The organism is Roseivirga thermotolerans, assembly GCF_014653175.1.
Classification (GTDB): Bacteria; Bacteroidota; Bacteroidia; order Cytophagales; family Cyclobacteriaceae; genus Roseivirga; species Roseivirga thermotolerans.
The window spans coordinates 532,095-553,254 of sequence record NZ_BNAG01000003.1; the positions used below are offsets into that span (position 1 = coordinate 532,095).

General features: G+C 44.3%; 14 protein-coding genes. 7 read left to right on the forward strand and 7 right to left on the reverse strand.

Annotated features, from left to right (window positions below; genetic code table 11):
• The first annotated feature begins 32 nt into the window (after nucleotides 1-32).
• Together IE164_RS12345 and IE164_RS12350 are read left to right on the forward strand one after the other, a co-directional pair.
• Entirely contained in the window at nucleotides 33-3,680 is a 3,648-nt protein-coding gene (locus IE164_RS12345; protein WP_189630537.1) for an ATP-binding protein, read from the forward strand.
• A gap of 2 nt (nucleotides 3,681-3,682) precedes the next feature.
• Nucleotides 3,683-7,135, forward strand: a complete 3,453-nt coding sequence (locus IE164_RS12350; protein WP_189630538.1) for a DUF8818 domain-containing protein — start codon at nucleotides 3,683-3,685, stop codon at nucleotides 7,133-7,135.
• On the opposite strand, the gene IE164_RS12355 is transcribed toward IE164_RS12350, so the two are convergent.
• The gene (locus IE164_RS12355) at nucleotides 7,132-7,884 is read right to left on the reverse strand and encodes an ABC transporter ATP-binding protein (RefSeq protein WP_189630539.1); all 753 of its coding nucleotides are present in this window, start codon (nucleotides 7,882-7,884) and stop codon (nucleotides 7,132-7,134) included. The two genes, IE164_RS12350 and IE164_RS12355, sit on opposite strands and share 4 nt — an antisense overlap.
• Nucleotides 7,881-8,615, reverse strand: a complete 735-nt coding sequence (locus IE164_RS12360; RefSeq protein ID WP_189630540.1) for an MlaE family ABC transporter permease — start codon at nucleotides 8,613-8,615, stop codon at nucleotides 7,881-7,883. Before IE164_RS12360 ends, IE164_RS12355 begins: the two co-directional genes overlap by 4 nt.
• 155 nt (nucleotides 8,616-8,770) lie before the next feature.
• Between IE164_RS12360 and IE164_RS12365 the strand changes: the two genes are divergently transcribed.
• The 4 genes from IE164_RS12365 to IE164_RS12380 are packed head-to-tail and all read left to right on the forward strand — an operon-like array spanning nucleotide 8,771 to nucleotide 12,109.
• Nucleotides 8,771-9,475: an SDR family oxidoreductase gene (locus IE164_RS12365; protein ID WP_189630541.1), complete on the forward strand. Its 705-nt coding sequence runs from the start codon at nucleotides 8,771-8,773 to the stop codon at nucleotides 9,473-9,475.
• Nucleotides 9,476-9,529: 54 nt separating this feature from the next.
• A complete protein-coding gene (gene ispG / locus IE164_RS12370; RefSeq protein WP_189630542.1) occupies nucleotides 9,530-11,509 on the forward strand; it encodes a (E)-4-hydroxy-3-methylbut-2-enyl-diphosphate synthase in 1,980 nt (659 codons plus the stop codon).
• 10 nt (nucleotides 11,510-11,519) lie between these two features.
• Nucleotides 11,520-11,744: a DUF6728 family protein gene (locus IE164_RS12375; RefSeq protein WP_189630543.1), complete on the forward strand. Its 225-nt coding sequence runs from the start codon at nucleotides 11,520-11,522 to the stop codon at nucleotides 11,742-11,744.
• Nucleotides 11,744-12,109, forward strand: a complete 366-nt coding sequence (locus IE164_RS12380; protein WP_189630544.1) for an MmcQ/YjbR family DNA-binding protein — start codon at nucleotides 11,744-11,746, stop codon at nucleotides 12,107-12,109. Before IE164_RS12375 ends, IE164_RS12380 begins: the two co-directional genes overlap by 1 nt.
• Before the next feature lie 70 nt (nucleotides 12,110-12,179).
• On the opposite strand, the gene IE164_RS12385 is transcribed toward IE164_RS12380, so the two are convergent.
• On the reverse strand, nucleotides 12,180-13,232 hold the full coding sequence (locus IE164_RS12385; RefSeq protein ID WP_189630545.1) for a Rieske 2Fe-2S domain-containing protein: 1,053 nt from the start codon (nucleotides 13,230-13,232) through the stop codon (nucleotides 12,180-12,182).
• A gap of 117 nt (nucleotides 13,233-13,349) precedes the next feature.
• Between IE164_RS12385 and IE164_RS12390 the strand changes: the two genes are divergently transcribed.
• Nucleotides 13,350-14,051: a hypothetical protein gene (locus IE164_RS12390; RefSeq protein ID WP_189630546.1), complete on the forward strand. Its 702-nt coding sequence runs from the start codon at nucleotides 13,350-13,352 to the stop codon at nucleotides 14,049-14,051.
• Here IE164_RS12390 and IE164_RS12395 read toward each other — a convergent pair.
• The 4 genes from IE164_RS12395 to IE164_RS12410 all read right to left on the reverse strand — a co-directional run bounded on the left by IE164_RS12395 (nucleotide 14,048) and on the right by IE164_RS12410 (nucleotide 21,158).
• A complete protein-coding gene (locus IE164_RS12395) occupies nucleotides 14,048-15,295 on the reverse strand; it encodes an alkaline phosphatase family protein (protein ID WP_189630547.1) in 1,248 nt (415 codons plus the stop codon). The genes IE164_RS12390 and IE164_RS12395 overlap by 4 nt on opposite strands.
• A 69-nt stretch (nucleotides 15,296-15,364) precedes the next feature.
• The gene (gene cls, locus IE164_RS12400) at nucleotides 15,365-16,816 is read right to left on the reverse strand and encodes a cardiolipin synthase (RefSeq protein ID WP_189630548.1); all 1,452 of its coding nucleotides are present in this window, start codon (nucleotides 16,814-16,816) and stop codon (nucleotides 15,365-15,367) included.
• A 41-nt stretch (nucleotides 16,817-16,857) separates the two neighbouring features.
• On the reverse strand, nucleotides 16,858-17,703 hold the full coding sequence (locus IE164_RS12405; protein WP_189630549.1) for a 1,4-dihydroxy-2-naphthoyl-CoA synthase: 846 nt from the start codon (nucleotides 17,701-17,703) through the stop codon (nucleotides 16,858-16,860).
• A gap of 140 nt (nucleotides 17,704-17,843) precedes the next feature.
• Nucleotides 17,844-21,158 (reverse strand): VPS10 domain-containing protein, encoded by a 3,315-nt coding sequence (locus tag IE164_RS12410; protein ID WP_229838664.1) that lies wholly within the window; start codon nucleotides 21,156-21,158, stop codon nucleotides 17,844-17,846.
• Nucleotides 21,159-21,160: the final 2 nt, after the last annotated feature.

Sequence of the window (21,160 nt, forward strand, 5' to 3'; positions counted from 1 at the left end):
GACAGTTATTATTCCAGCACAAAGCCTTTTTGTTGAGCGTATTATTGGTTGGGCTCACCCTGATAATTGACGAAGCTATTTTCTCTGACCAAAGGAGAAGGGTAAACCCTCAGGAAACCATAACGGAAAATCTGCACAAACAACTCAATGAGCTGGATGGGCTGTTGCAGCAATTGAGCGACATAGCCGTAGTGGATCTGAGTCGTCTTTTCAACCGTTTTGAGAGCAATGATGAAATGCCATATTTCATCTATGAAAACGGAGAGGTAATCTATTGGAGTACCAACCGCTTTGTACCCAAATATGGCACACTGGATGGTACTTACATTTATCGGTTTTTGGAGCTCAAGAGTGGCAAGTACATAGTAAAGCGCAAAGTGATTAACAGCTCGCAAAACCGCGTAGTTGAGATTTACGCACTCCTTCCGCTTACATCGGACGTGGCTCTCAACGAAAGTTTTGAAGAACACGGGCTAAACGGAGAAATTTTTGGACGCTCATCTTTCACACTCAATGCTCAGGAACAGGAGAATGGTAAAAATATTTATGCTCCGGAGGGTATTTTCCTCTTTTCGTACGAAGGAACCCAACGCATGAAGATTGATTATCCGAAGTATGCGGTCTTTATATTGGTGCTCTACCTGGTGGCTATTTACTTTTTCCTGAGGTCGGGTTATGACTATGCCCAATACCTCACCAATAGAAACTATCTGACGCTGGGTGTGTTGGTTTTAGTCATTTTCATTGGTGTTACCCGCTACTTTATGTTGCGCTATGAGTATCCGCTAAGTGTAGTGGAGTGGTCACTTTTTGAACCTGATCAGTTTGCCGAAAGCTTATGGCAACCGTCATTGGGCGATTTTTTACTTAATCAGTTGGCCATAGTGGCCATTGTTACTTTCACCTTCCTTAGACTCAGAAAACGTCAAACCGATCGCCATAAGATTAAACCTCTGGCGGTGGTGGGAGGTACTCTTTTCTTGCTGGCCAGTCTGCTGTATTTTGTTCAGGAGATAAGCTCACTGTTTGTCAATTCGCAGTGGTCTTTCGATGTAGGAACAGACATCAACTTCTCGCCCTTCAAGCTCATGGCTTATTGGGGAATCTTTGTGCTTGGTATTATTCCCTTTATTTCTGCTCATTATCTGAGTATAGAGCTAAGCAAAACCGACAAGAGAAAATGGGTACTAATGGTCTTGGGTGCAATTTGCTTGGTTCTGGTAATTGTATCGGTAGGTTGGCCTTCTCAATATGTAACTGTGGGCCTTGTAATGGCCATATACTTACTTGTAGTAGTGGGCTTTCATTTTGCGGAGCAGCTAAGTCAGGCCAACTATTCCACTTTCCTTTACCTCTTTACTACCGCTTTGTTGGTGGCCACCATTTGTAGTGTGGTGTTGGACAGTCACATAAAAGAAGAGCGGCTGTCCAATAAGCGCATGTTAGCCACCAGGCTTTTGTCTGAAAATGATTGGGAAGCCGAATACTTGTTGTCTCAGGCAAAAGAACGCATAGAGTCAGATGTGCTCATACAGGCCAACATTACCAATCCATTTTCTTCCAAAGAACTTATCCGTCAAAAAATACAAAGGGTGTTTCTGGGCGATTACTTCGATAAATATGAGATAAATATTCTCTTGTTTAATGGTCGGGGAGCTCCTGTTAGTTCGGCTACCACGGTGAATTACGATGGTTTTTTACAGAGCCACGCCAGGCCGGAAAAAGAAACCTCTGTTGAGGGACTCTATTTCAATAGAAGTAATTATCCGGTAGCACTCAATCAATACTATCTGTTCAATGAAATAAAGCGATACAATACCATAATTGGTTATGTAATAGTCATTCTCGATAGAAAGGAGGTGCTTAACAATAGCATATTGCCAAGGCTTTTATTAAGCGAGTCGGCTCCATCTCAAGGTCTGAGGCATTTAGACTATGCCGTGTTTGAAGGAGAGAAGCTGGTAAAGAGTGTTGGCGACTTTAACTACAGAAGAGATTTCGATGTGAGCATGCTCTCCAATCCGGCTATTTACGATGGAACAATGAGCCTGGCGGGTTATGACCATCTGGCAGTAAAAAATCAGGCCAACAACCAGGTGTATATAATCTCTAACCATCACTACCCCCTACAGTATGTAATTACCAACTTCAGCATCTTTTTCTTGTTTACGGTAGCCATGATTATTCTCATTTTCGGAATTTCCGCAGGCTACTTCAATTGGAGAAAGCAATCCGTAACGCTTTCAGCCAAAATTCAGATTCTACTCAATTTTGCCTTCTTCTTGCCACTTATTATTGTGAGTATTGTGGTACTCAGGCTGGTGAACAAAACGGTGGAGACCAATATTGAGAATCAGTACCTTTCTACTACTGAAAGTGCAGCACAAAATATAGCCAACCAGTTGCAGGCCTTTTTGGAAGGGCAGAATGAGAATAATGAGGCCCTTGAAAACCGAATTGCAGAAATAAGCCAATATGCCCGGGCCGACATGAACTTGTTCAATACCAATGGCCGACTGATCGCTACCAACCAACGGCTTATCTTCGATAATGAGTTACTAGCACCTTTCATTAACCCACAGGCCATGGCAGGAATTGTGGAATCCGGAGAGCGCGAAGAGCTGTATATTGAACGGGTGGGTAATCTCGACTTGAGTTATAAGGCTACTTATTATGGCATCCGGTCCAACGAAAATAATGCCTTATTGGGAGTCTTGAGTATGCCGTTTTTCGATTCGGAAGAACAGTTGAAAGCCGAACAACGCGATATTCTATCCAACATACTCAACTCATTCACCTTCATCTTTGTCATCTTTGTAGTGCTGTCGTTTCTGGCTTCCAGAATACTCACATATCCATTTAAGTACCTCACAGAGAAGATTAAGACTACTACACTCTCCAACCTAAACGAGCCCATTTCCTGGCCAGCCGATGATGAAATTGGTCTGATGGTCAGGGAGTACAACAAAATGCTCAGCAATTTGGAGAAGAGTAAAAAGGCTCTGGCACTGAGCGAGAAGGAAAGTGCCTGGAGAGAGATGGCACAGCAGGTAGCTCATGAAATTAAGAATCCGCTTACTCCTATGAAACTTAAGCTGCAACACCTGAAAAGAGTGCTTTCGGCAGCGCCAAATGTAGATATAGAGTTTAACAAGCCAATAGATAACCTGCTGAGTCAGGTAGAGACCCTAAGTGATATTGCCACTTCATTCTCTTCATTTGCTAAAATGCCTATGCCAAAGAGTGAAAGGCTTAATTTGGTAGAAGTGCTAAAAAAATCGGTAAGGCTCTTTAACGAAGATAAAATGGAAATACAGGCCAATATTCCAAGACAGCCTGTGTGGATTATGGGCGATGATCAGTTGCTGGGACGAATATTCAATAACCTAATTCTCAATGCTTCGCAGGCAATTCCGAATGAAAGAGACGGAAAACTGGAGGTAGAACTGGTATTGACCCATAATAAGGCTCGAATTACCTTTTCCGATAATGGAGTGGGGATTCCGGAGGAGATCAGCGAGAAAATTTTTATCCCTAAATTCACTACAAAGGCAGAAGGTTCCGGGATAGGCCTGGCCATAGCTAAGCGTGGGGTAGAGCATGCCGGAGGGAGTATATGGTTCGAGTCTGTTCCCGATGAGGGAACCACCTTCTTTTTGGAATTCCCATTAACCGATTGATTGTGCAGCGTGGTATTTTCGGCATTCTCTTTTTATTGTTTACTGTAGCCGCCTGGGCTCAGTCGCCTTTCGAGCGGTGCCGATGGATAAAGACCCACAAGAACCCTCAGGTACTCGATTCTCTAACCGTATTTCCAGAGTCTATACGAATAGTAGCCCCCGACAGCCTGCAGCAGTTTAGTTTTAATCTCTCTAGCAATTCAATAAGCTTTGAAAACGCTCTTCACGATTCTGTGCGGGTGTGTTATACCACTTTACCCTTCGACTTGCACAGCAAGCGAGCCAATAAAACCCTCGATATCTATGATTCTACGGCTCTTTTCAAAGACGCTATTTTATACAAGCAAGCGCTGGCCATTCCTAAACGCGAAGAAATTGTAAGTACAGAGAACATCTACAAAACCGGTAGTATTTCTCGCGGAATATCTTTCGGTAATCGGCAAGATGTATTTGTGAACTCTACACTCAACCTACAGATGGAAGGACAACTGACCAATGGAGTAAATCTGAGAGCCGTGATTACCGACCGGAACGTGCCCTTTCAACCCGAAGGGAACACCCAACAAATTCAGGATTTTGATAATGTATTTATAGAACTCTATTCCAATGACCAGTGGCGTTTGAAAGGTGGAGATGTAGTGTTACAGAATGGGGCTTCACACTTTTTGCGCTACTACAAAAACGTGCAAGGTGCGCAATTTTCTACCCGATACGACATGAAAGGAGGCTTTAAGGCACAAACTACTGTGGCCGGTTCTGTGGCCAAAGGTAGGTTTGCCTCGGTGAGTATAGAGCCCATAGAGGGTGTTTTGGGGCCCTATCGCGTAAGAGGGCCGAACAACGAGCGGTTTGTTATTATTTTGGCCGGATCGGAGAAGGTGTTTATTGATGGAGAACAACTGACCAGGGGTTTTGACAATGACTACATTATAGACTACAACCTTGGTGAAATTACGTTTACCAACCGGGTACTCATTACTAAGTTTACCCGTATAAGGGTAGACTATGAGTTTTCCGATCAGAACTACAGCCGGTCTATTATACAGGCTAGTCATTACCAGCAGAATGAAAAGCTAAACTTTGCCTTCAACTATTACAGCGAAAAGGACAACCGAAATCAGCCATTGCTCTTTGACCTTAGCCAGGAAGAGAAGCTCATACTGGCCAATGCCGGAGACAACCTGAACCAAGCCGTGACCAGCCGTGTAGATAGCGTGGCCTATAATCCAGATCGTATTCTTTACCGCAAGACCACCGGTACTGACAACTTGGGTAATGATTATGATATATTTCAGTACTCCACCAATCCCGATAGTGCTTTTTTCGATGTCCGCTTTTCGGAAGTAGGCCAGGGTAATGGAAATTATCGGCTTAGAAATACCACGGCCAACGGAAGAGTTTATGATTGGATTGCTCCTCTGAATGGTCAGCCGCAGGGAAACTACGAGCCGGTGGCCCTGCTCCATGCTCCCAACCAGAAATCGATGGCCACATTGGCTAGTGGCATTAAGTTAAACAAAACCGATGCTATTGAAGCAGAAATTGCTTTTTCAAAAAACGATGTAAATCTCTATTCGCAACGCGATAGCGATGATGATGACGGGTTGGCCTATAAGCTTATTCACACCTCCAAAGACCGTAAACTTAACTTCTTACCCAACTATGTGCTCAACTCCAGCCTCTCATACGAGTATAATAGCGAATCTTTTACCTTTATTGATCGACTCAGGTACATAGAGTTCGATAGAGACTGGAGTTATAATCCCCAGGAATTTAGCACAAGCTTCACCGAAAACATTTTTCAACTCAACTTGAACCTGTCTCAAAATGTTAGCAACGCACTGGCCTATGCAATGGTGAGAAGAAAGCGGGGCGAGGCTGTCGATGGTTTCCAACATAGCCTGTCGCTTAACAAGCGTTTGGGGCCATTTCAGTGGAAATCGAGCGCATACTGGATGCATAATGACCAAACTGTATTGCGTTCAGAGTGGAACCGGCTCAACCTCGATTTCTCCTACCAAAGCCAATGGTTTATTCCGGGCTATCGCTATAGACAAGACCAGAATGAGGTTCGCCAGCAAGCGACCGGTGAGGTGGTAAGAACAGCCATGCACTTTAAAGAGCATACCCTTTACCTTAAAAATGCAGATACACTTAAGACAAGCTACGGTATAGACTACCAGACTCGTGAAGACAGGCTACCGGTAAATGGTGAGTTGGTAGATAACAACCAGTCGTATACCTGGAATGCCTTTTTTCGCACCCAGTTCAACCCGTCCAACAGGTTGTATTTGCTGTTTACTTACAGAGAACTTGAAAATTTGAATGCAGTGGCCTCTGACAAGCTCGACCGGACCATTATGGGTAGAATGGACTGGGCTGCTTCTTTTTTTAAGGATATGGTGCAGTCAGATTTAAACTACAACCTGGCCAACAGCCGCGAACTCAGGAGGGAATTTATCTTTATTCAGGTGCCTACCGGTGAAGGAACCCATACCTGGCGAGACGACAATGGAGATGGGGTGCAAGACCTTAACGAATTTTACCTGGCAGTAAACCCCGATGAGAAGAATTATGTGAAGATATTTGTGCCCACCGATACATTTGAAGAGGCCTTTAACACCATAATCAGCTATCGGCTGAACATAAACTTTCCCAGAGAATGGCTCAGCCAAACCGGTTTACGAAAAATACTGGCCCGATTGTCTAACAGTACTGCATGGGGGTTCAATGCTAAAATTACAGAAGAAGAGCTTGCTAAAAGATTGTGGCCAACCAGTGTGGCCGATGATCAAGTGCTAGGTTATAATGAAAACCTGCGATCTACCTTATTTTACAATAAGACCAACTCAAAGTTTGGTGCCGATGTTGGCTTAGCCAAACTCGAAAATAAACAGCTTTTGGCCAATGGCTTTGAGCAACGCCTCAACGAAGACCTTCGCTACCACATGAGATGGAATGTGAGTAAAGGACTGAATATAGATGTCAATTATGTAGATGGAATTCGCTTGAGCAGGTCTAACGTGCTCACACAACGAAACTACCGGGTAGAGTTCACCAGTATTAATCCATCGCTTACCATTCAGCCTTCGCGAAACTTTAGGCTCACAGGCAGCTACAACTATAAGTCTAAGCAAAATGTACTCACAGAGGCATCAGCAGAAAGTGCCTTCCTAACAGAGTTTGGACTGAATACACGTTATTCTAAAGCTGTTAAAACCAGCATTACGGCTAGTTTTAAGTATATAGATATCGACTTTGAAGGCGTTGAAACCTCTCCCGTTGGTTATGAACTGCTGGAAGCATTAAGGCCCGGAAGCAACCTCACCTGGAACCTGAACTGGCAGCAAAGATTGAGCAATGGGTTGCAATTATTGGTAAGGTATGATGGTCGAAAATCTGGTGATAACCAAACGGTACACTTAGGAAGAATTCAGGTAACAGCTTTGTTTTAAGACAAAGACCTGAATTTGCGCATCATTTTGTTAGCAAAGACAAAGTCATCTAGTTCCTGAACACCCGAATGCATAATATCATCTGAGTTACCTTCCCATAACTTTTTGGTATTGCCAATAAACACAATATACTCCCCAATTTCCATTACCGAGTTCATGTCGTGAGTCACAACCACCGTGGTTATCTGGTATTCATCGGTGATTTCGGCTAACAATTGATCTATTTTAATAGATGTTTGAGGGTCGAGGCCAGAGTTGGGCTCGTCACAGAAAAGGTATTTGGAGCTATTTACAATAGCCCGGGCAATGCCCACTCGTTTTTGCATACCTCCGCTAATTTCAGAGGGCATACGCTTGTTGGTGTTTTCCAGCTTCACCCGTTTTAGAACAGTATTTACACGGTCTAGCTTCTCATCTTCAGGCATAGTAGTAAGTACATCCAACGGGAACTTCACATTTTGCTCCACGTTCATGGAGTCAAAAAGAGCACCGCCTTGAAAAAGCATACCAATCTCGCGCCTGATTTCCGTTTTTAAATCGCGGTTAGCGTTAATAAAGTCGCGGCCATTGTAGAGAATCTCCCCCGAGTCAGGTTTGAATAGCCCCACAATGTTTTTAAGCATAACGCTTTTTCCTGAGCCACTTGCACCAATAATTAGGTTGGTTTTGCCCTGCTCAAAAGTAGCGCTGATGTCGTTCAGCACCGTTTTATCTTCGAACGATTTGGTAAGGTTCTTTACTTCAATCATCGTACAAGCAGTAGTTGAGCCAAAACAAAATCACTAAGTAAAATAGCAATGCAGCTCACGGTTACCGCCCGTGTGCTCGATTGCCCTACTTCCAGCGCCCCACCTTTGGTATAATAGCCCATAAAGGCAGAGATTGATGATACCAGAAAACCAAAAACTACGGACTTTATAAGGGCAAAGGTTACACTAAACTCATTGAACTCCGTTTTTAACCCCGTAAAGTAGTTGGCCGGACTTAATACTTCGGTTAATTCGGCCACTAAATAGCCACCGGCAATGGCAAGAGAACCGGCAAGAATGACCAGAAACGGATACATGAATAGAGTAGCCACTATTTTGGGTAGAACCAGATAAGAAACTGAATTGATACCCATCACTTCCAGAGCATCGATTTGTTCGGTAATGCGCATGGTGCCCAGGTTGCCGGCAATGCTTGAACCAACCTTACCTGCAAATATAATGGCCGTAATAGTGGGGGCCAGCTCAAGAATGGTTAGGTCTCTCACTACCAAACCAATTACGCTGTCCGGAATAAGCGGATTGAGCAGATTATAGGCCGTTTGCAAGGTAGAAACAGCTCCCATAAAAATAGATACAATAGAAACCAGGACAATGCTGTTTATACCTACGTAAATGCACTCATCGAGAGTGAGCCTCACATAAGTGCCGAACGTTTCGCGGTTGGTGAAAAGCTTGCCAAGAAATAAAATATACCTTCCTAAGTTGCTCATAAAGCTCAAAAAACAAGGCCTGATGGTCTTGCCTTACAACGGCAAAATAACAAAACTTGTACGAATGCCTTATGGTTCATTCAATTTAAGTCTTCTTCTTTCCAAGTACAAAGAAAGCATTTTGATGTGCCTCTATTCAAAAGTACCTTTAGGCCATGAGAAAACTTGCGGTAATTAGTAGTGGAACAAAAGGCATAGGTAGGGCCACAGCAGAGAAGTTCTTCTTCAATGGATTCGATATAGTGACCTGCGCCAGAAGTGCAGACGATTTACTCCAGCTCAAAGAAGAACTTGAGGAAAAAGGAGAGGGAGAGGTTTTCTTTAGACCCACCGATATGGCCAGGAAAGAAGAAGTGCTCGCCTTTGCGGCCTATGTGAAGGGGCTGAACAGACCAGTTGAAGTATTGCTCAATAATACAGGCCTTTTCTTGCCCGGCTCAATTCACACAGAACCCGAGGGCAATCTGGAGAAAATGATAGAGACCAACCTCTACAGTGCCTATCACCTTACCAGAGCATTGGTAGATGATATGAAGGCCAGAAAACAAGGGCATATATTTACTACCGGGTCTATTGCCGGTATTACAGCTTACCCTAATGGAGGCAGCTACTCCATTTCCAAATATGCACTGCTCGGTTTCACCAAGTGTTTGAGAGAAGAACTTAAAGAACATGGTATACGGGTTACCTCTATATTGCCCGGGGCTACTTACACCGCCAGTTGGGAAGGAGTAGATTTACCCAGAGAAAGATTTATGAAAGCCGAAGATATTGCCGAAGCTATATATGCAGCGCATAGCCTATCGCCACAAACGGTGGTAGAAGAGATTGTACTCAGGCCGCAGTTAGGCGATATATGAATTCATTAACAAATTCTCTCATTTCGGGTTACCTTTGCAGCAAGTAAAAAACTTATGGAGCCGACCATCTCGCTAGCTAAAAAATACTGCAACAGCCTTGTCAGCTACAGCCGGAGAAAAACTATTCCCGTTCGAGTAGGTGAGGTGATTATTGGGGGAGATAATCCCATTGTTATTCAGTCTATGACCACGGTCGATACCATGGATACGCAGGGTTCGGTAGAACAAGTGTTGAGAATGGTAGAGGCCGGTTGCGAGTTAGTAAGAATAACCGCTCCAAGCCTCAAAGAGGCGGAAAACCTGAGAAACATTAAAAACGAACTCAGAAAGAGGGGTTGCCATGTGCCTTTGGTAGCCGATATTCACTTTACCCCCAATGCTGCCGAGCTGGCGGCCCAAATAGTAGAGAAGGTTCGGATTAATCCGGGAAATTATGCCGATAAGAAACGTTTCGAGAGTATTGAATATACCGATGAAACCTACCAGGCTGAGTTGGACCGGATCAGGGAACGCTTTACCCCACTGGTAGAACTATGTAAGAAGCACGGCACGGCCATGCGTATAGGCACCAACCATGGCTCATTGTCCGATCGTATTATGAGCCGATATGGCGATACGGCTCTGGGTATGGTTGAATCTGCTTTGGAGTTTCTCAGGATTTGCGAAGACCTGAACTTCGACCAGATTGTTCTTTCCATGAAGTCCAGCAATGCTCAGGTTATGGTAGAAGCCTATAGGCTGTTGGTTCAAAAACTGGATGAGGAAGGACTTAAGCCTTACCCACTGCACCTTGGGGTTACTGAGGCCGGAGAAGCCGAAGACGGCCGGATTAAATCGGCTGTAGGAATTGGCACCTTGCTAGAAGATGGCCTTGGCGATACAGTGCGTGTATCCCTCACAGAAGAACCCGAGTTTGAAGCACCTGTAGCCCGAAAACTGGTAGCCCGATACCGTGACAGAAAAGATCACCGGCCAATACCGGAAATAGATGAATCACCCATCGATCCCTTTCTCTACCACAAGCGATCTTCTCGAGAGGTACTGAACATAGGAGATGTAAATGTGCCAAGGGTAATTGCCGATATGAGTAGTCTAAATACCATTGAGGTAAAAGACCTTAAAAGTGTTGGCCATTTCTATTTGCCGGAGCCCGATAAATGGACCATGAACGATCAAGGTGCTGACTATATCTACTCAGGTAATAAAAGCATTCCGTTTATGCTTCCCAATGGCCTGAAAGAATTAGTAGATTACCCTGTATGGAAGCAGTTGACTGATAAAAAAGGACGTTTTCCAGTATATAATCTTCAGCAATTGGCCCAAGCGGAAGATTGTGACGACCAGCTAAATTTTATTCGCCTGAACGCCTCAGATATTGATGAGGACACCATGATGATTTTGGAAGCGGATAATCTGGTAGTGTTGTTGGAAACCGATAATACACATGCTATGCCCGCTCTGAGAAGGTTTTTCTTCGAGTTGGTAAGAAGAAAGCTCAATATTCCGGTGGTTGTGATCAGAAATTTTGAGGTAAGTGATGCCGAGGCCTTTCTTATTCATGCTTCTACCGACATTGGAGGTCTGTTGGTCGATGGTTTTGGGGATGGTGTAATGCTCACTTCAACACCCCAATCAAACAAAGAGGGTCAACTTTCAGATATTAAACTAAAAAATACTACGGCTTTCGGTATCCTTCAGGCAGCCCGAACCCGTATGACAAAAACTGAGTACATTTCTTGCCCAAGCTGCGGACGAACCTTGTTTGATCTGCAAGAAACGACAGCCATGATACGCAAAAGGACGGATCATCTGAAAGGAGTTAAAATTGGGATTATGGGCTGTATAGTGAATGGCCCAGGAGAAATGGCCGATGCAGACTATGGTTATGTAGGATCGGGTAAGGGGAAAATAACCCTTTACAAAGGGCAGGAAGTAATGAAAAGAGGGGTGCCCTCCGAACAGGCTGTAGATGAGCTAATTGAGATTATCAGAGCCGATGGTAAATGGATTGAACCAAAGGCGGTGGAAGTGTAAATGTAAGACTATGTCAGTTGAAGAGCGTAAAGAACAAAAACAGGAAAGGGTAAAACTCACCACCAAAGAAGCGTTCGACTTTGGACCTGTATTAGGCTATTTCTTTCGAAAAAAAGATCCCAATCGTCCATCAAACTTTAACCTTAGAGTAATGCATGGAATCAATAAAATTTCCATCATTATGTTTTTAATTGCGCTCACAGTTATAATAGTGCGTTTTATTTCCCGTATGTAATGTATCTGGACGAATTTAGAGACTATTGCCTGAATAAACCCGGAGTGACCGAAGGGACCCCTTTTGGCCCCGATACGCTCGTGTTTAAGGTTATGGGCAAAATGTTTGCCGTAACAGGGCTCGATACCTTCGAATTTGTTAACCTAAAGTGTGATCCGGAAAGGTCCGTTGAGCTTCGTGAGCAATGGGCTGGCATTAAGCCCGGTTGGCACATGAATAAGCACCATTGGAACTCTGTGTATGTAGATGGTTCCGTACCCGATAACCTCATCAAAGAACTCACAGATCATTCGTATGAACTGGTAGCTGCCAGTCTGCCTAAAAAGGTCAGAGATGAGCTGAAGAGCCTATCGGGAGATCAGTAACTCAGGAACTGAAAAGCGGCTACGCGGCTCTTTAAATCGACCTTACCCGAACCCCAGAGCCCTTAACCAATTAAGTCTGCCAATAAAGGGTTTGCTCTTTAATAGGGTTCTCAAAAGGAATTTTTTCTTCCTGACACTTTTCATACCTGCTACGAATGGCATTATACCATTTGGCTTGCATATCGGGGTCGCCCATAAGCATAAGCGGAGGGTTGTTGTTAAGCCCCTCCTTCAGTTTTTTAAACACATCAACATCTTGTTGAATAAAGCTGTTGGCGAAGCGATAGAATATGGGCTTCAGAGGTTTGAACCACCCTATGTCCGTATAGACAAACTGTGTTAGTTCAGTTTCCTGATCATTCACAGGGGTGAGTGTGGTCATAATTACAATATCGTTTTCGCCCACTTTCAGGTGCTCAATGCGTATGCCTGGCAATTGAAAACTTATTTCCGTGGTCTGTTCCTTCTTTAGAATTTTGTAAGCAGCAGAGTTTTTAGATGGAGCATGCCTCACCATGGTAAATCCCAGATGAGAAGGAGCAAACTTTTTTTCTTTTAGTTTAAGATTGGTCTTTTTTCTAAAAAACCAAGACTGGTGCACAAAAGGCACATGAGCAGGATCTATTAACCCAATTACCGAATGATCCAGGCCACAATCCATTCTCTTGGCTGTTACCAGATCGAAGGACTTACTTTGATCTAACGGAAAATGTGGAAAGAGGCTTTCATCCATATCTTCCGGTTTGCGCATGTCTTTGGGCATATAGATAAATACAATGCCATGCAGCTCACGAACCGGATAGTAGGGGGCTCTTATTTTAGAAACATCCAGTGGTGAATGAGGTGGCAATGCCGGAATTTTAGAGCAAACTCCATCGGTCTTAAAGCGCCAACCGTGGTAGCAGCACTCAATTTCGCAACCGTCAAAGTGGCCATAGGTCAACGGAATGCCGCGGTGTGGGCACTGGTTTCTTAAAGCAAAAGGCTTGCCCTCATTGTCGCGGCCAAGGCAAATCTTTTCACCATCAATCTCCTTTTCAATTGTTTTTCCTTGTTTTAATACGCTGCCATGACAGGCGACATACCAGATGTTTCTTAGGTTTTTAGACTTTACCGCACTCATTTCCGTACAAACATACACATTCCTCAGGTACCCGAATGTACCTGAAAGGCAAACAAAATCGGAGTTTTAGTAGTGTAAAACTATATGTAAATTGTTTATCAGTCATTAGCAAGTCCTATGAAATACATTGTTTCTCTCTTAATATTTCTGAGTGCCTTTTCACTAAATGCACAAATAGAATTGAATCAGTTGAATTATGGGGGTGGCGGTAAGTACACCGACCTGATGGCCGTGATTAATCCCAGCAATATTAAGGGAAGCCCTTTGGGTTTTGATGAGTGGCGCAAAGGCCGCTTTGTAGTGGTTGGGGGCGATACTTCTACCTACTTTCTCATTAACTACCATACGGAAAAGGATCAACTCTATTTGAAGAAAATAGGTACTGAAGAAATTTTTGAAACCAATGAAGACCTGATAGAGGTGTTGTTGCTGGAGAACTTTGAGGGTGAGGTAGAAACCTTTGTGAAGGTAGATTGGCATAGTTTTAAGCGTTTTCCCGATTACAGCAAGTATTGCCAGCAGCTTATAATGAAGGAAAATTTTCAGTTGATTAAATACCGCGATAAAGTATTGGAACGACCCGATATGAAGCAGGATAGCTACTCCGGGCCTAAAATTGAAGAATACGTTTTAAAGGAGCGCTACTTTTGGCGCAATAGCGACAAGCAGCCCTATGAAGAAATTAGTCTCTCGCGTAGTTCGCTAAAGCTTATTTTCTCAGAAACTCAGGAGGAGCGAATGAAGCAGTATCTCAAAAAGAACCGCGTAAAATGGAACCGCGAAACGGAAGTGCTGCAAATGTTAGAGGCTATACTCTAACGTTCGATTATACCTTTTAAAACCTCCAGTTGTCCATCTATTGCCGGTACTTTGGTAATGCCCAAGAGTTCGGCTATAAGCGGGTATACATGCACATTTTCAAATTCTTCGATCACCAAACCCTTTTTAATGTTGGGGCCATTGGCATAGAATATAGCCCCCATAGTTGGAGTGGTTTTAGGGTCGAACCCATGTTCGCCTCGGGTTATTTTATTTTCAATGTTGTGTTTAATTCTGCCTTCAGAACTTATGTAGTGGCCAGGTTTCATCACCAAAACGATATCTCCAATACGTGAATGCGTTCCGTAATGCATATGTGGTGGTAGGTTTTGCTTGTAATATACCTGATAAGCCCCTTCGTGTTGTTTTAGCCTTTTATAAGTTTGCTGCCTTATTTGTTCATCGTTTACATAAAAATGGGCGTGAGGGCCATTGTTTATCATTCGAACCTCCTCATTGTTCAGGCCTTCAAGCAGTTTACCGGCCTCGATGTATTTTTCCTTTTTGGGCTCAATAGGTTCCATGCCATGGTCGGAAACTACTATGATATTAATGGGTAGGTTGAGCGCATCGGTTTGCTTCTTAAGCATGCCCAAAAGGCGATCGGCTTCCAGTACCGCCTTCTTGGTTTCTTCATGATCAGGTCCATAGGCATGGCCGGCATTATCGACCAGCGAAAAGTAGAGCGATATAAAGTTTGGTCGTTCCGGGGCCGGCAGTTTCAGCCAGTTTACAACCTGCTCAATGCGAGGTTCGTTGGCCAGATTGTCGTCATATATCTTATAGTATGTAGGGAATTGCCCCTGAACAGGGGCTTCAGAGCCTACCCAAAAGAAGGAGGCCGATTTCATGCCATTTTGCTGGGTAAGCTGCCAAAGGGGGAGACCACCGTAAAAGGCAGGATTTTGCACTCGTTCTCGGTTGCTTATTCGGTATATGAGGTCCAGATCGCTATCGTAAAAAGTATTGTCCACCAGGCCATGGTTGTCTGGGTAAAGTCCTGTTACCAGGGTGTAATGATTGGGGAATGTTTTAGAAGGAAAGGAGGGAATCATGGCCTTTGCTGCCACACCATTTTTTATAAATGACTTAAAGTTGGGGGCATTATATTTTTCTACATAGTCATGCCTGAATCCATCGAACGATACCAGAATGACATAGGGCGTTTGTTCATTAAGCGATTGACCAAGGGCTGTAGAACCAATGACCACCAATAAAATGATTATCTCTAAGTACTTTTTCATAATACGGGTGCTAAACTAAAGGTAGCGCGTCTATTCGGCCAAAGCTAAAAGTTAAAATTGGGTTAAGAATTATAGAAGCGGGGCCAACAATCGGCATACCGACTCTTTAAGCTTTTGAAGAATACTGCGTTTTTTCCAGTTCTGGAGTCCTAGTTGCACACAGTCGGCCTTATCGGCTTCAAAGGCACTGGCTAGTTGCTGTACCACTTCGCCATTGTAGAAGTAGGCGTTCACTTCATGGTTTAAGTCAAAGCTTCTGTAGTCCATATTGGCACTGCCAACAGAAGCAAAGTTGTCGTCTATAATTATCACCTTGGAATGTAAAAAGCCCTTTCTGTAGTGGTACACCTTCACATCGGCTTCCAGCAACTGTTTAATAAACGAACGAGAGGCTGCTTCCACAATCCACGAGTCGGACGATTCAGGAATCATCAGCTCAATAGTTATATCGCTGCGCGAAGCAGTTACTATGGCATCGAGAATGCTTTCGGTAGGAATAAAGTACGGAGTTGCAATGCGCACCTTATGGCGAGCGGAGTTAATGGCTAGAAAGAAAGAGTCCATTATGCTGGCCAACTCCCAGTCAGGGCCGCTGGCATTTATTTGAACCATATCGTGCCCATGGGTAGTAAAGGTGGGAAAAAAGCTGCTGTCCGGCAGTAACTCTTCCTGTGTTACAAACTGCCAGCTTAGTATGAAGAGAAACTGAAGCGTTTTTACCGCTTCACCCTCAATTTTTATGTGTGTATCTCTCCAGTAGCCATTGGAATGACCATTGTTAATGTATCGGTCGCTAATGTTTATGCCTCCGGTGAAACCTATCATGCCATCGATTACCAGAATTTTGCGGTGGTTTCTGTAGTTGATCTTACTGGTAAATGATGGGAAGAGTACCGGCATAAATTCTACAATTTGTACTCCGGCACTCACCAGATCGGTAAAGAAGGGTTTGCGTAGTCCCAATGAGCCTACTCCATCTACAATTACTCTTACTTTCACCCCTTCCGAGGCTTTTTGCTTGAGTATTTGGGCTATTTCCTGACCAATGAGGCCGTCTTCATAGATGTAATACTCAAGGTGAATGTGGTGTCTTGCCTCCTTGAGTGCGGTTATTAGTTCAGGAAACTTCTGCTCTCCGTTTTGCAACACCGTCACTTTGTTGTTACGCGTAAGCGGAGAAAGGTCTTTGTTCAAAAAGCGAATTACTTTTTCGTATTGCTCCAGTCCTTCTGGAACCACATGATTTCTGGATTTTCGTTCTACGTGTTGCTTGAAATAATGGTCACCAAAGGCCTGGTTAATGAGTTGTTTCTTGGCAAATATCTTACGCTTGCGAATGGTTTGCCCGAAAAACAGGTAAATAACTATACCCAGCAAGGGTAAAAGGAGCAATAGCAAGAGGTAAGAATGTGTTTTGAGCGGATTTCTGTTTTCCAACAGAATGTCGATCACCACAAAAAATATGGCCACATAATAAAGTGGTAAAACAAATGGTGAAATGCTCTGCCAAACCTCAAGCATAGGATCAAGATAAGGCCATTCGAATTATTTTCCAGTTTATTTTATGGAATCCACTTAATGTCTTTAAAGTTGGGCTTTCTTTTCTCTAAGAAGGCATTTCTTCCTTCTTTGGCTTCATCGGTCATATAAGCCAGTCGAGTAGCTTCTCCGGCAAAAACCTGCTGTCCAACCATGCCATCGTCTGTTAAGTTAAAGGCAAATTTGAGCATCTTAATGGAGGTGGGGGACTTTTGTAAAATTTCTTGTGCCCATTCATAAGCGGTGTCTTCGAGTTCATCGTGAGGAATAACAGCGTTAACCATACCCATCTCGAAAGCTTCCTGAGCCGAATAATTTCTTCCCAGAAAGAAAATTTCGCGGGCTCTCTTTTGTCCTACCATTTTAGCCAGATAGGCCGAGCCATAGCCTCCATCAAAACTGGTCACATCGGCATCGGTTTGTTTGAAAATAGCATGTTCCTTACTGGCCAGAGTGAGGTCGCAAACCACATGAAGGCTGTGGCCACCACCAACGGCCCAACCGGGCACTACAGCTATCACTACCTTGGGCATAAAGCGTATAAGCCGCTGTACTTCAAGAATATTGAGTCGTGGCATACCATCATCGTCCACATAACCCTGGTGGCCCCTGGCTCTTTGGTCGCCACCGCTGCAAAAGGCCCAGCCACCGTCTTTAGGCGATGGCCCTTCGCCAGAAAAAAGCACTACACCAATGGAGGTGTCTTCACGAGCATCTAAAAAGGCATCGAAAAGTTCTGCCACAGTCTTGGGTCTGAAGGCATTTCTTACTTCCGGACGATTGAAGGCTATTCTTGCCACGCCCGTGCCGGACTTCTGGTAGGTAATGTCTTCGTATTCTTTTACGGTTTGCCAGTTTGCTTTGCTCATGCTCGTCTTCATTTTGCCGTGAAATTAGCACTTCGTTTTTAAAGTGTGAACTATAATGCTTAGAGATGTAAGCTCTGAAGCAGGGGTAAAAGAAAAGCCTCGCTGATGGGCGAGGCTTTTCCGATAAGATTTTAATGATCCTAGTTTCTGATTGGGTCAGAAAAATCTTTGAAATAGTCTAGGTTAGTTCTGTCATAGACTGCCTTAAATTTCGGCCACTCGTTGCTAAAGAAATTATTAACAATCTGCATGGCTTCATTCATCATTTTCTGTGCGTTTTCTTTCAGACTTCTTTCGTTTGGCCCTGGGGCTGTAAGTCTGGAGCTGGCATATCTGCGGGCCTGACCCAGCCAGTTGTTGGCTGTGGTAAAGCTTTCTCTTGGCACGGCCTGTCCACGCTCTTGTCTTATGCCGGTAGTAAGCTTTTGCACAGGCTCAAATTTTTCTTTCAGAGCTTTTAGTGCTTCGCTCAACTCTTTGGTTGCGTCCTTATCGGCATTTTTCATTTCAGCTTCTACTTTTTCAATAATGTCATTGGCTTCTCTTACTCTGTTGGTAAGGTTAGCAAAGGTCTGAGACATTTTAAGTACTTCATCCAAAAAGTCTTGCTTAGCTCTCAGGTCGGCCATGCTTACTGAAATCCTTGGGTCGTAGTGTACCTTTACAGGCTTGGTTACTTTGTTGTCGCCCAACTCAATTACTACAGTGTAATCGCCAGGAAGCACGTCTCCGGCTGTCTGCTCGCGGTTTTGGTTTCCTCCACCAAAGCCACCGAAACCACCAAATCCGCCACCTCTGCCTGAGAATTCAACAGGGTATGGGTTTCTTCTTTGCAGATCCCAGTAGATAGAAGTTACTTCTCCCTTTTTATAGGTGCTTGAAGCAGTTCTTACTGTATCGCCACTAGCATCCAATACACTCATTTTAATGCGTGTTGGGAGCTTTTTGGTTTCTTGTTTTTCAGCCTCAGGCTCAGCATTTCTATTTCTCCTGTTTCTTCTGTTGTTTTCTTCAGGTTCGGCCTGAGTTTTTTCGGCCTCATCGTTTTTCACATAGAAGTTGATGGCCGCACGACCGAAATATTTGTTTTGTCCTTCATAAGACCCTCCATCGGCAGGGAATCTCATGCCGGCAGGTTGTCTGTAAGTCATGTGATAGGCATCGGCTACGTCAAACACAATGAGTTCTTCGTTTTTGGCATTGTTTACACCTCTTGAAGCGAACTCTCGTAGAGGTCTGATGTCGTCCAGTATATAGAATGCCCGTCCAAAGGTTCCTATGGCCAAATCGTGCTCTCTTTCTTGTAAGGCAAGGTCCATAGTGGAGGCAGACGGATAGCCGTGGGTCCACTTGTTCCAGGTTTTGGCCTTATCGAAGCTCACGTATAAACCATTTTCTGTACCGAGGAAAACCAAGTTTGGCTCAACCGGGTCTTGCAAAATGGAAAGCGTATAACCAAACACCTTGCTGTCATCAGCTATTCGTGTCCAGGTTTGACCATAGTCTGTGGTATGGTAAGCATAGGCCGACCAATCGTTTCTTCGGTAATTGTTAGCAACCACCCAGGCCTCACCTGCATTGTAAGTAGAGGCTCTGATTTGCGGAATCCAGCTTCCGGCCGGTAAGCCTGGAAGTTTGGCAGCCACATTTTCCCAGTTTTCGCCTCTGTTGCGGGTTACTTGTACATTGCCATCGTCAGTACCTACCCATATTACATTTCTGTCTACAGGGCTTGGAGCAATAGAAAGTAGAGTCGTGTGGTTTTCGGCACCTGTGGCATCGATGGTCAGTCCACCACTCTCGTTTTGCTTTTGTTTTTCAGGGTCGTTGGTTGTAAGGTCTGGTGAAATAATAGTCCAGTCATCTCCACGATTGGAGCTATAGTGCAGGAACTGAGACCCGTAATAAACACCATTAGGGTTGTGAGGATCTACAGCCACCGGAGCATTCCAGTTGAATCGCAGGTCTGTGGCGGTATCGGGTTCGGTAGGTCTTACTACCTTGGTATAACCACTTACCTTATCGTATCTCGAAACGTTTCCACCCTGAGACATGGTATATCCGTAGCGAGAGTCGCTCATAATTGGAGCCACATCAAAACCATCTCCAAAGCTTAGTTCTTGCCAGTCGCTGTTTCTAATGCCGGCATAGTTGAATACATAGGCAGGGCCTACCCACGAACCGTTGTCTTGCATACCTCCATAAAGGTTGTAAGGGAATTCGTTGTCTACATTAATGTGATAGAATTGGCCCACCGGTAGTTTTTCAGTAAACCTCCAGGTTTTCCCCATGTCTCTGGTAATGTTCAGACCTCCATCGTTTCCATCAACCATAAAAGAAGGGTCTTCCGGATGAATCCACCAGGCGTGGTGATCGGGGTGCACACCAGAGTATGGAATAATTACTTCAAACGACTTACCGCCATCCTCAGAGCGCGAAACCATTGAGTAAAGGCTATATACTCTGTTTTCATTTTTAGGGTCTACGTAAATGCTTGAGTAATAGAAGGGTCTGTTACCCATGTTGGGCTCTTTGTCAGCCGAAGCTCTCAATTCCCAGGTTTTACCTCCATCGGTCGAACGATAAAGACCATTGGCCTTTGACTCAATCATGGCATACACATATTCCGGCTTATTGCGGGCTATGGCCAAACCAATTCGACCATAAGGGCCTTTGGGTAGGCCTTTTTCTCCGGTCAGGTTTTTCCAGGTATCTCCACCGTCAAGGGTCATGAACAGGCCGGAACCTTCTCCACCTGATTTGAATGTCCAGGGCCATCTTTTGTGCTCCCACATGGCCACAAATATTTTATTGGGGTTAACCGGATCGGCCACCATATCGGCTACACCGGTTAGGTTGTTGGTATAAAGAATTTTTTTCCAGGTTTTACCTCCGTCTGTGGTGCGGTAAACACCTCTTTCTTCGTGCTCTCCCCAGGGAGAACCGATGGCTCCTACATAAACAATGTTAGGATCGTCCGGGTGGATGTATATTCTGTGAATGTTTCTGGTTTTTTCCAGTCCCATAAGTTCCCAGGTATCACCACCGTCAATAGACCGGTACACACCATAGCCACTGCTCACGGAGTTTCTTGGGTTTCCTTCGCCAGTACCCACCCAAATAATGTCTGGGTTTTTCTGGTAGATGGCAATGGCGCCAATGCCTAGTATGGCTTCATCGTCAAACAGAGGTTCCCAGTTTAAACCACCACCGGTAGACCTCCAAAGTCCTCCTGAGGCTGCTCCTGCATAAATAATGTCAGGGTTGCTTTCTACTACATCTATGGCAGTTATTCTACCACTCATAGCGGCAGGGCCCACACTGCGGGCTTTCATGTTCTTAAAAATGTCCATGTCCACCTTCTGGCCCCAGGCGGGGGCTATAAAAGTGAAAAGCATGAGACTGAAGAGAGAGATTCTTAGTAGAAAAGAATCTTTGAGTTTTCTATTCGTCATCA

What these genes read in the sequence shown, in the direction of transcription:
- IE164_RS12365 (WP_189630541.1), top strand. Translation starts at nt 8,771, where the DNA reads ATGAGAAAACTTGCGGTAATTAGTAGTGGAACAAAAGGCATAGGTAGG.
- IE164_RS12380 (WP_189630544.1), top strand. Translation starts at nt 11,744, where the DNA reads ATGTATCTGGACGAATTTAGAGACTATTGCCTGAATAAACCCGGAGTG.
- IE164_RS12410 (WP_229838664.1), bottom strand. Translation starts at nt 21,158, where the DNA reads ATGACGAATAGAAAACTCAAAGATTCTTTTCTACTAAGAATCTCTCTC.
- IE164_RS12390 (WP_189630546.1), top strand. Translation starts at nt 13,350, where the DNA reads ATGAAATACATTGTTTCTCTCTTAATATTTCTGAGTGCCTTTTCACTA.
- IE164_RS12395 (WP_189630547.1), bottom strand. Translation starts at nt 15,295, where the DNA reads ATGAAAAAGTACTTAGAGATAATCATTTTATTGGTGGTCATTGGTTCT.
- IE164_RS12385 (WP_189630545.1), bottom strand. Translation starts at nt 13,232, where the DNA reads ATGAGTGCGGTAAAGTCTAAAAACCTAAGAAACATCTGGTATGTCGCC.
- ispG (WP_189630542.1), top strand. Translation starts at nt 9,530, where the DNA reads ATGGAGCCGACCATCTCGCTAGCTAAAAAATACTGCAACAGCCTTGTC.
- IE164_RS12375 (WP_189630543.1), top strand. Translation starts at nt 11,520, where the DNA reads ATGTCAGTTGAAGAGCGTAAAGAACAAAAACAGGAAAGGGTAAAACTC.
- IE164_RS12405 (WP_189630549.1), bottom strand. Translation starts at nt 17,703, where the DNA reads ATGAGCAAAGCAAACTGGCAAACCGTAAAAGAATACGAAGACATTACC.
- cls (WP_189630548.1), bottom strand. Translation starts at nt 16,816, where the DNA reads ATGCTTGAGGTTTGGCAGAGCATTTCACCATTTGTTTTACCACTTTAT.
- IE164_RS12355 (WP_189630539.1), bottom strand. Translation starts at nt 7,884, where the DNA reads ATGATTGAAGTAAAGAACCTTACCAAATCGTTCGAAGATAAAACGGTG.
- IE164_RS12360 (WP_189630540.1), bottom strand. Translation starts at nt 8,615, where the DNA reads ATGAGCAACTTAGGAAGGTATATTTTATTTCTTGGCAAGCTTTTCACC.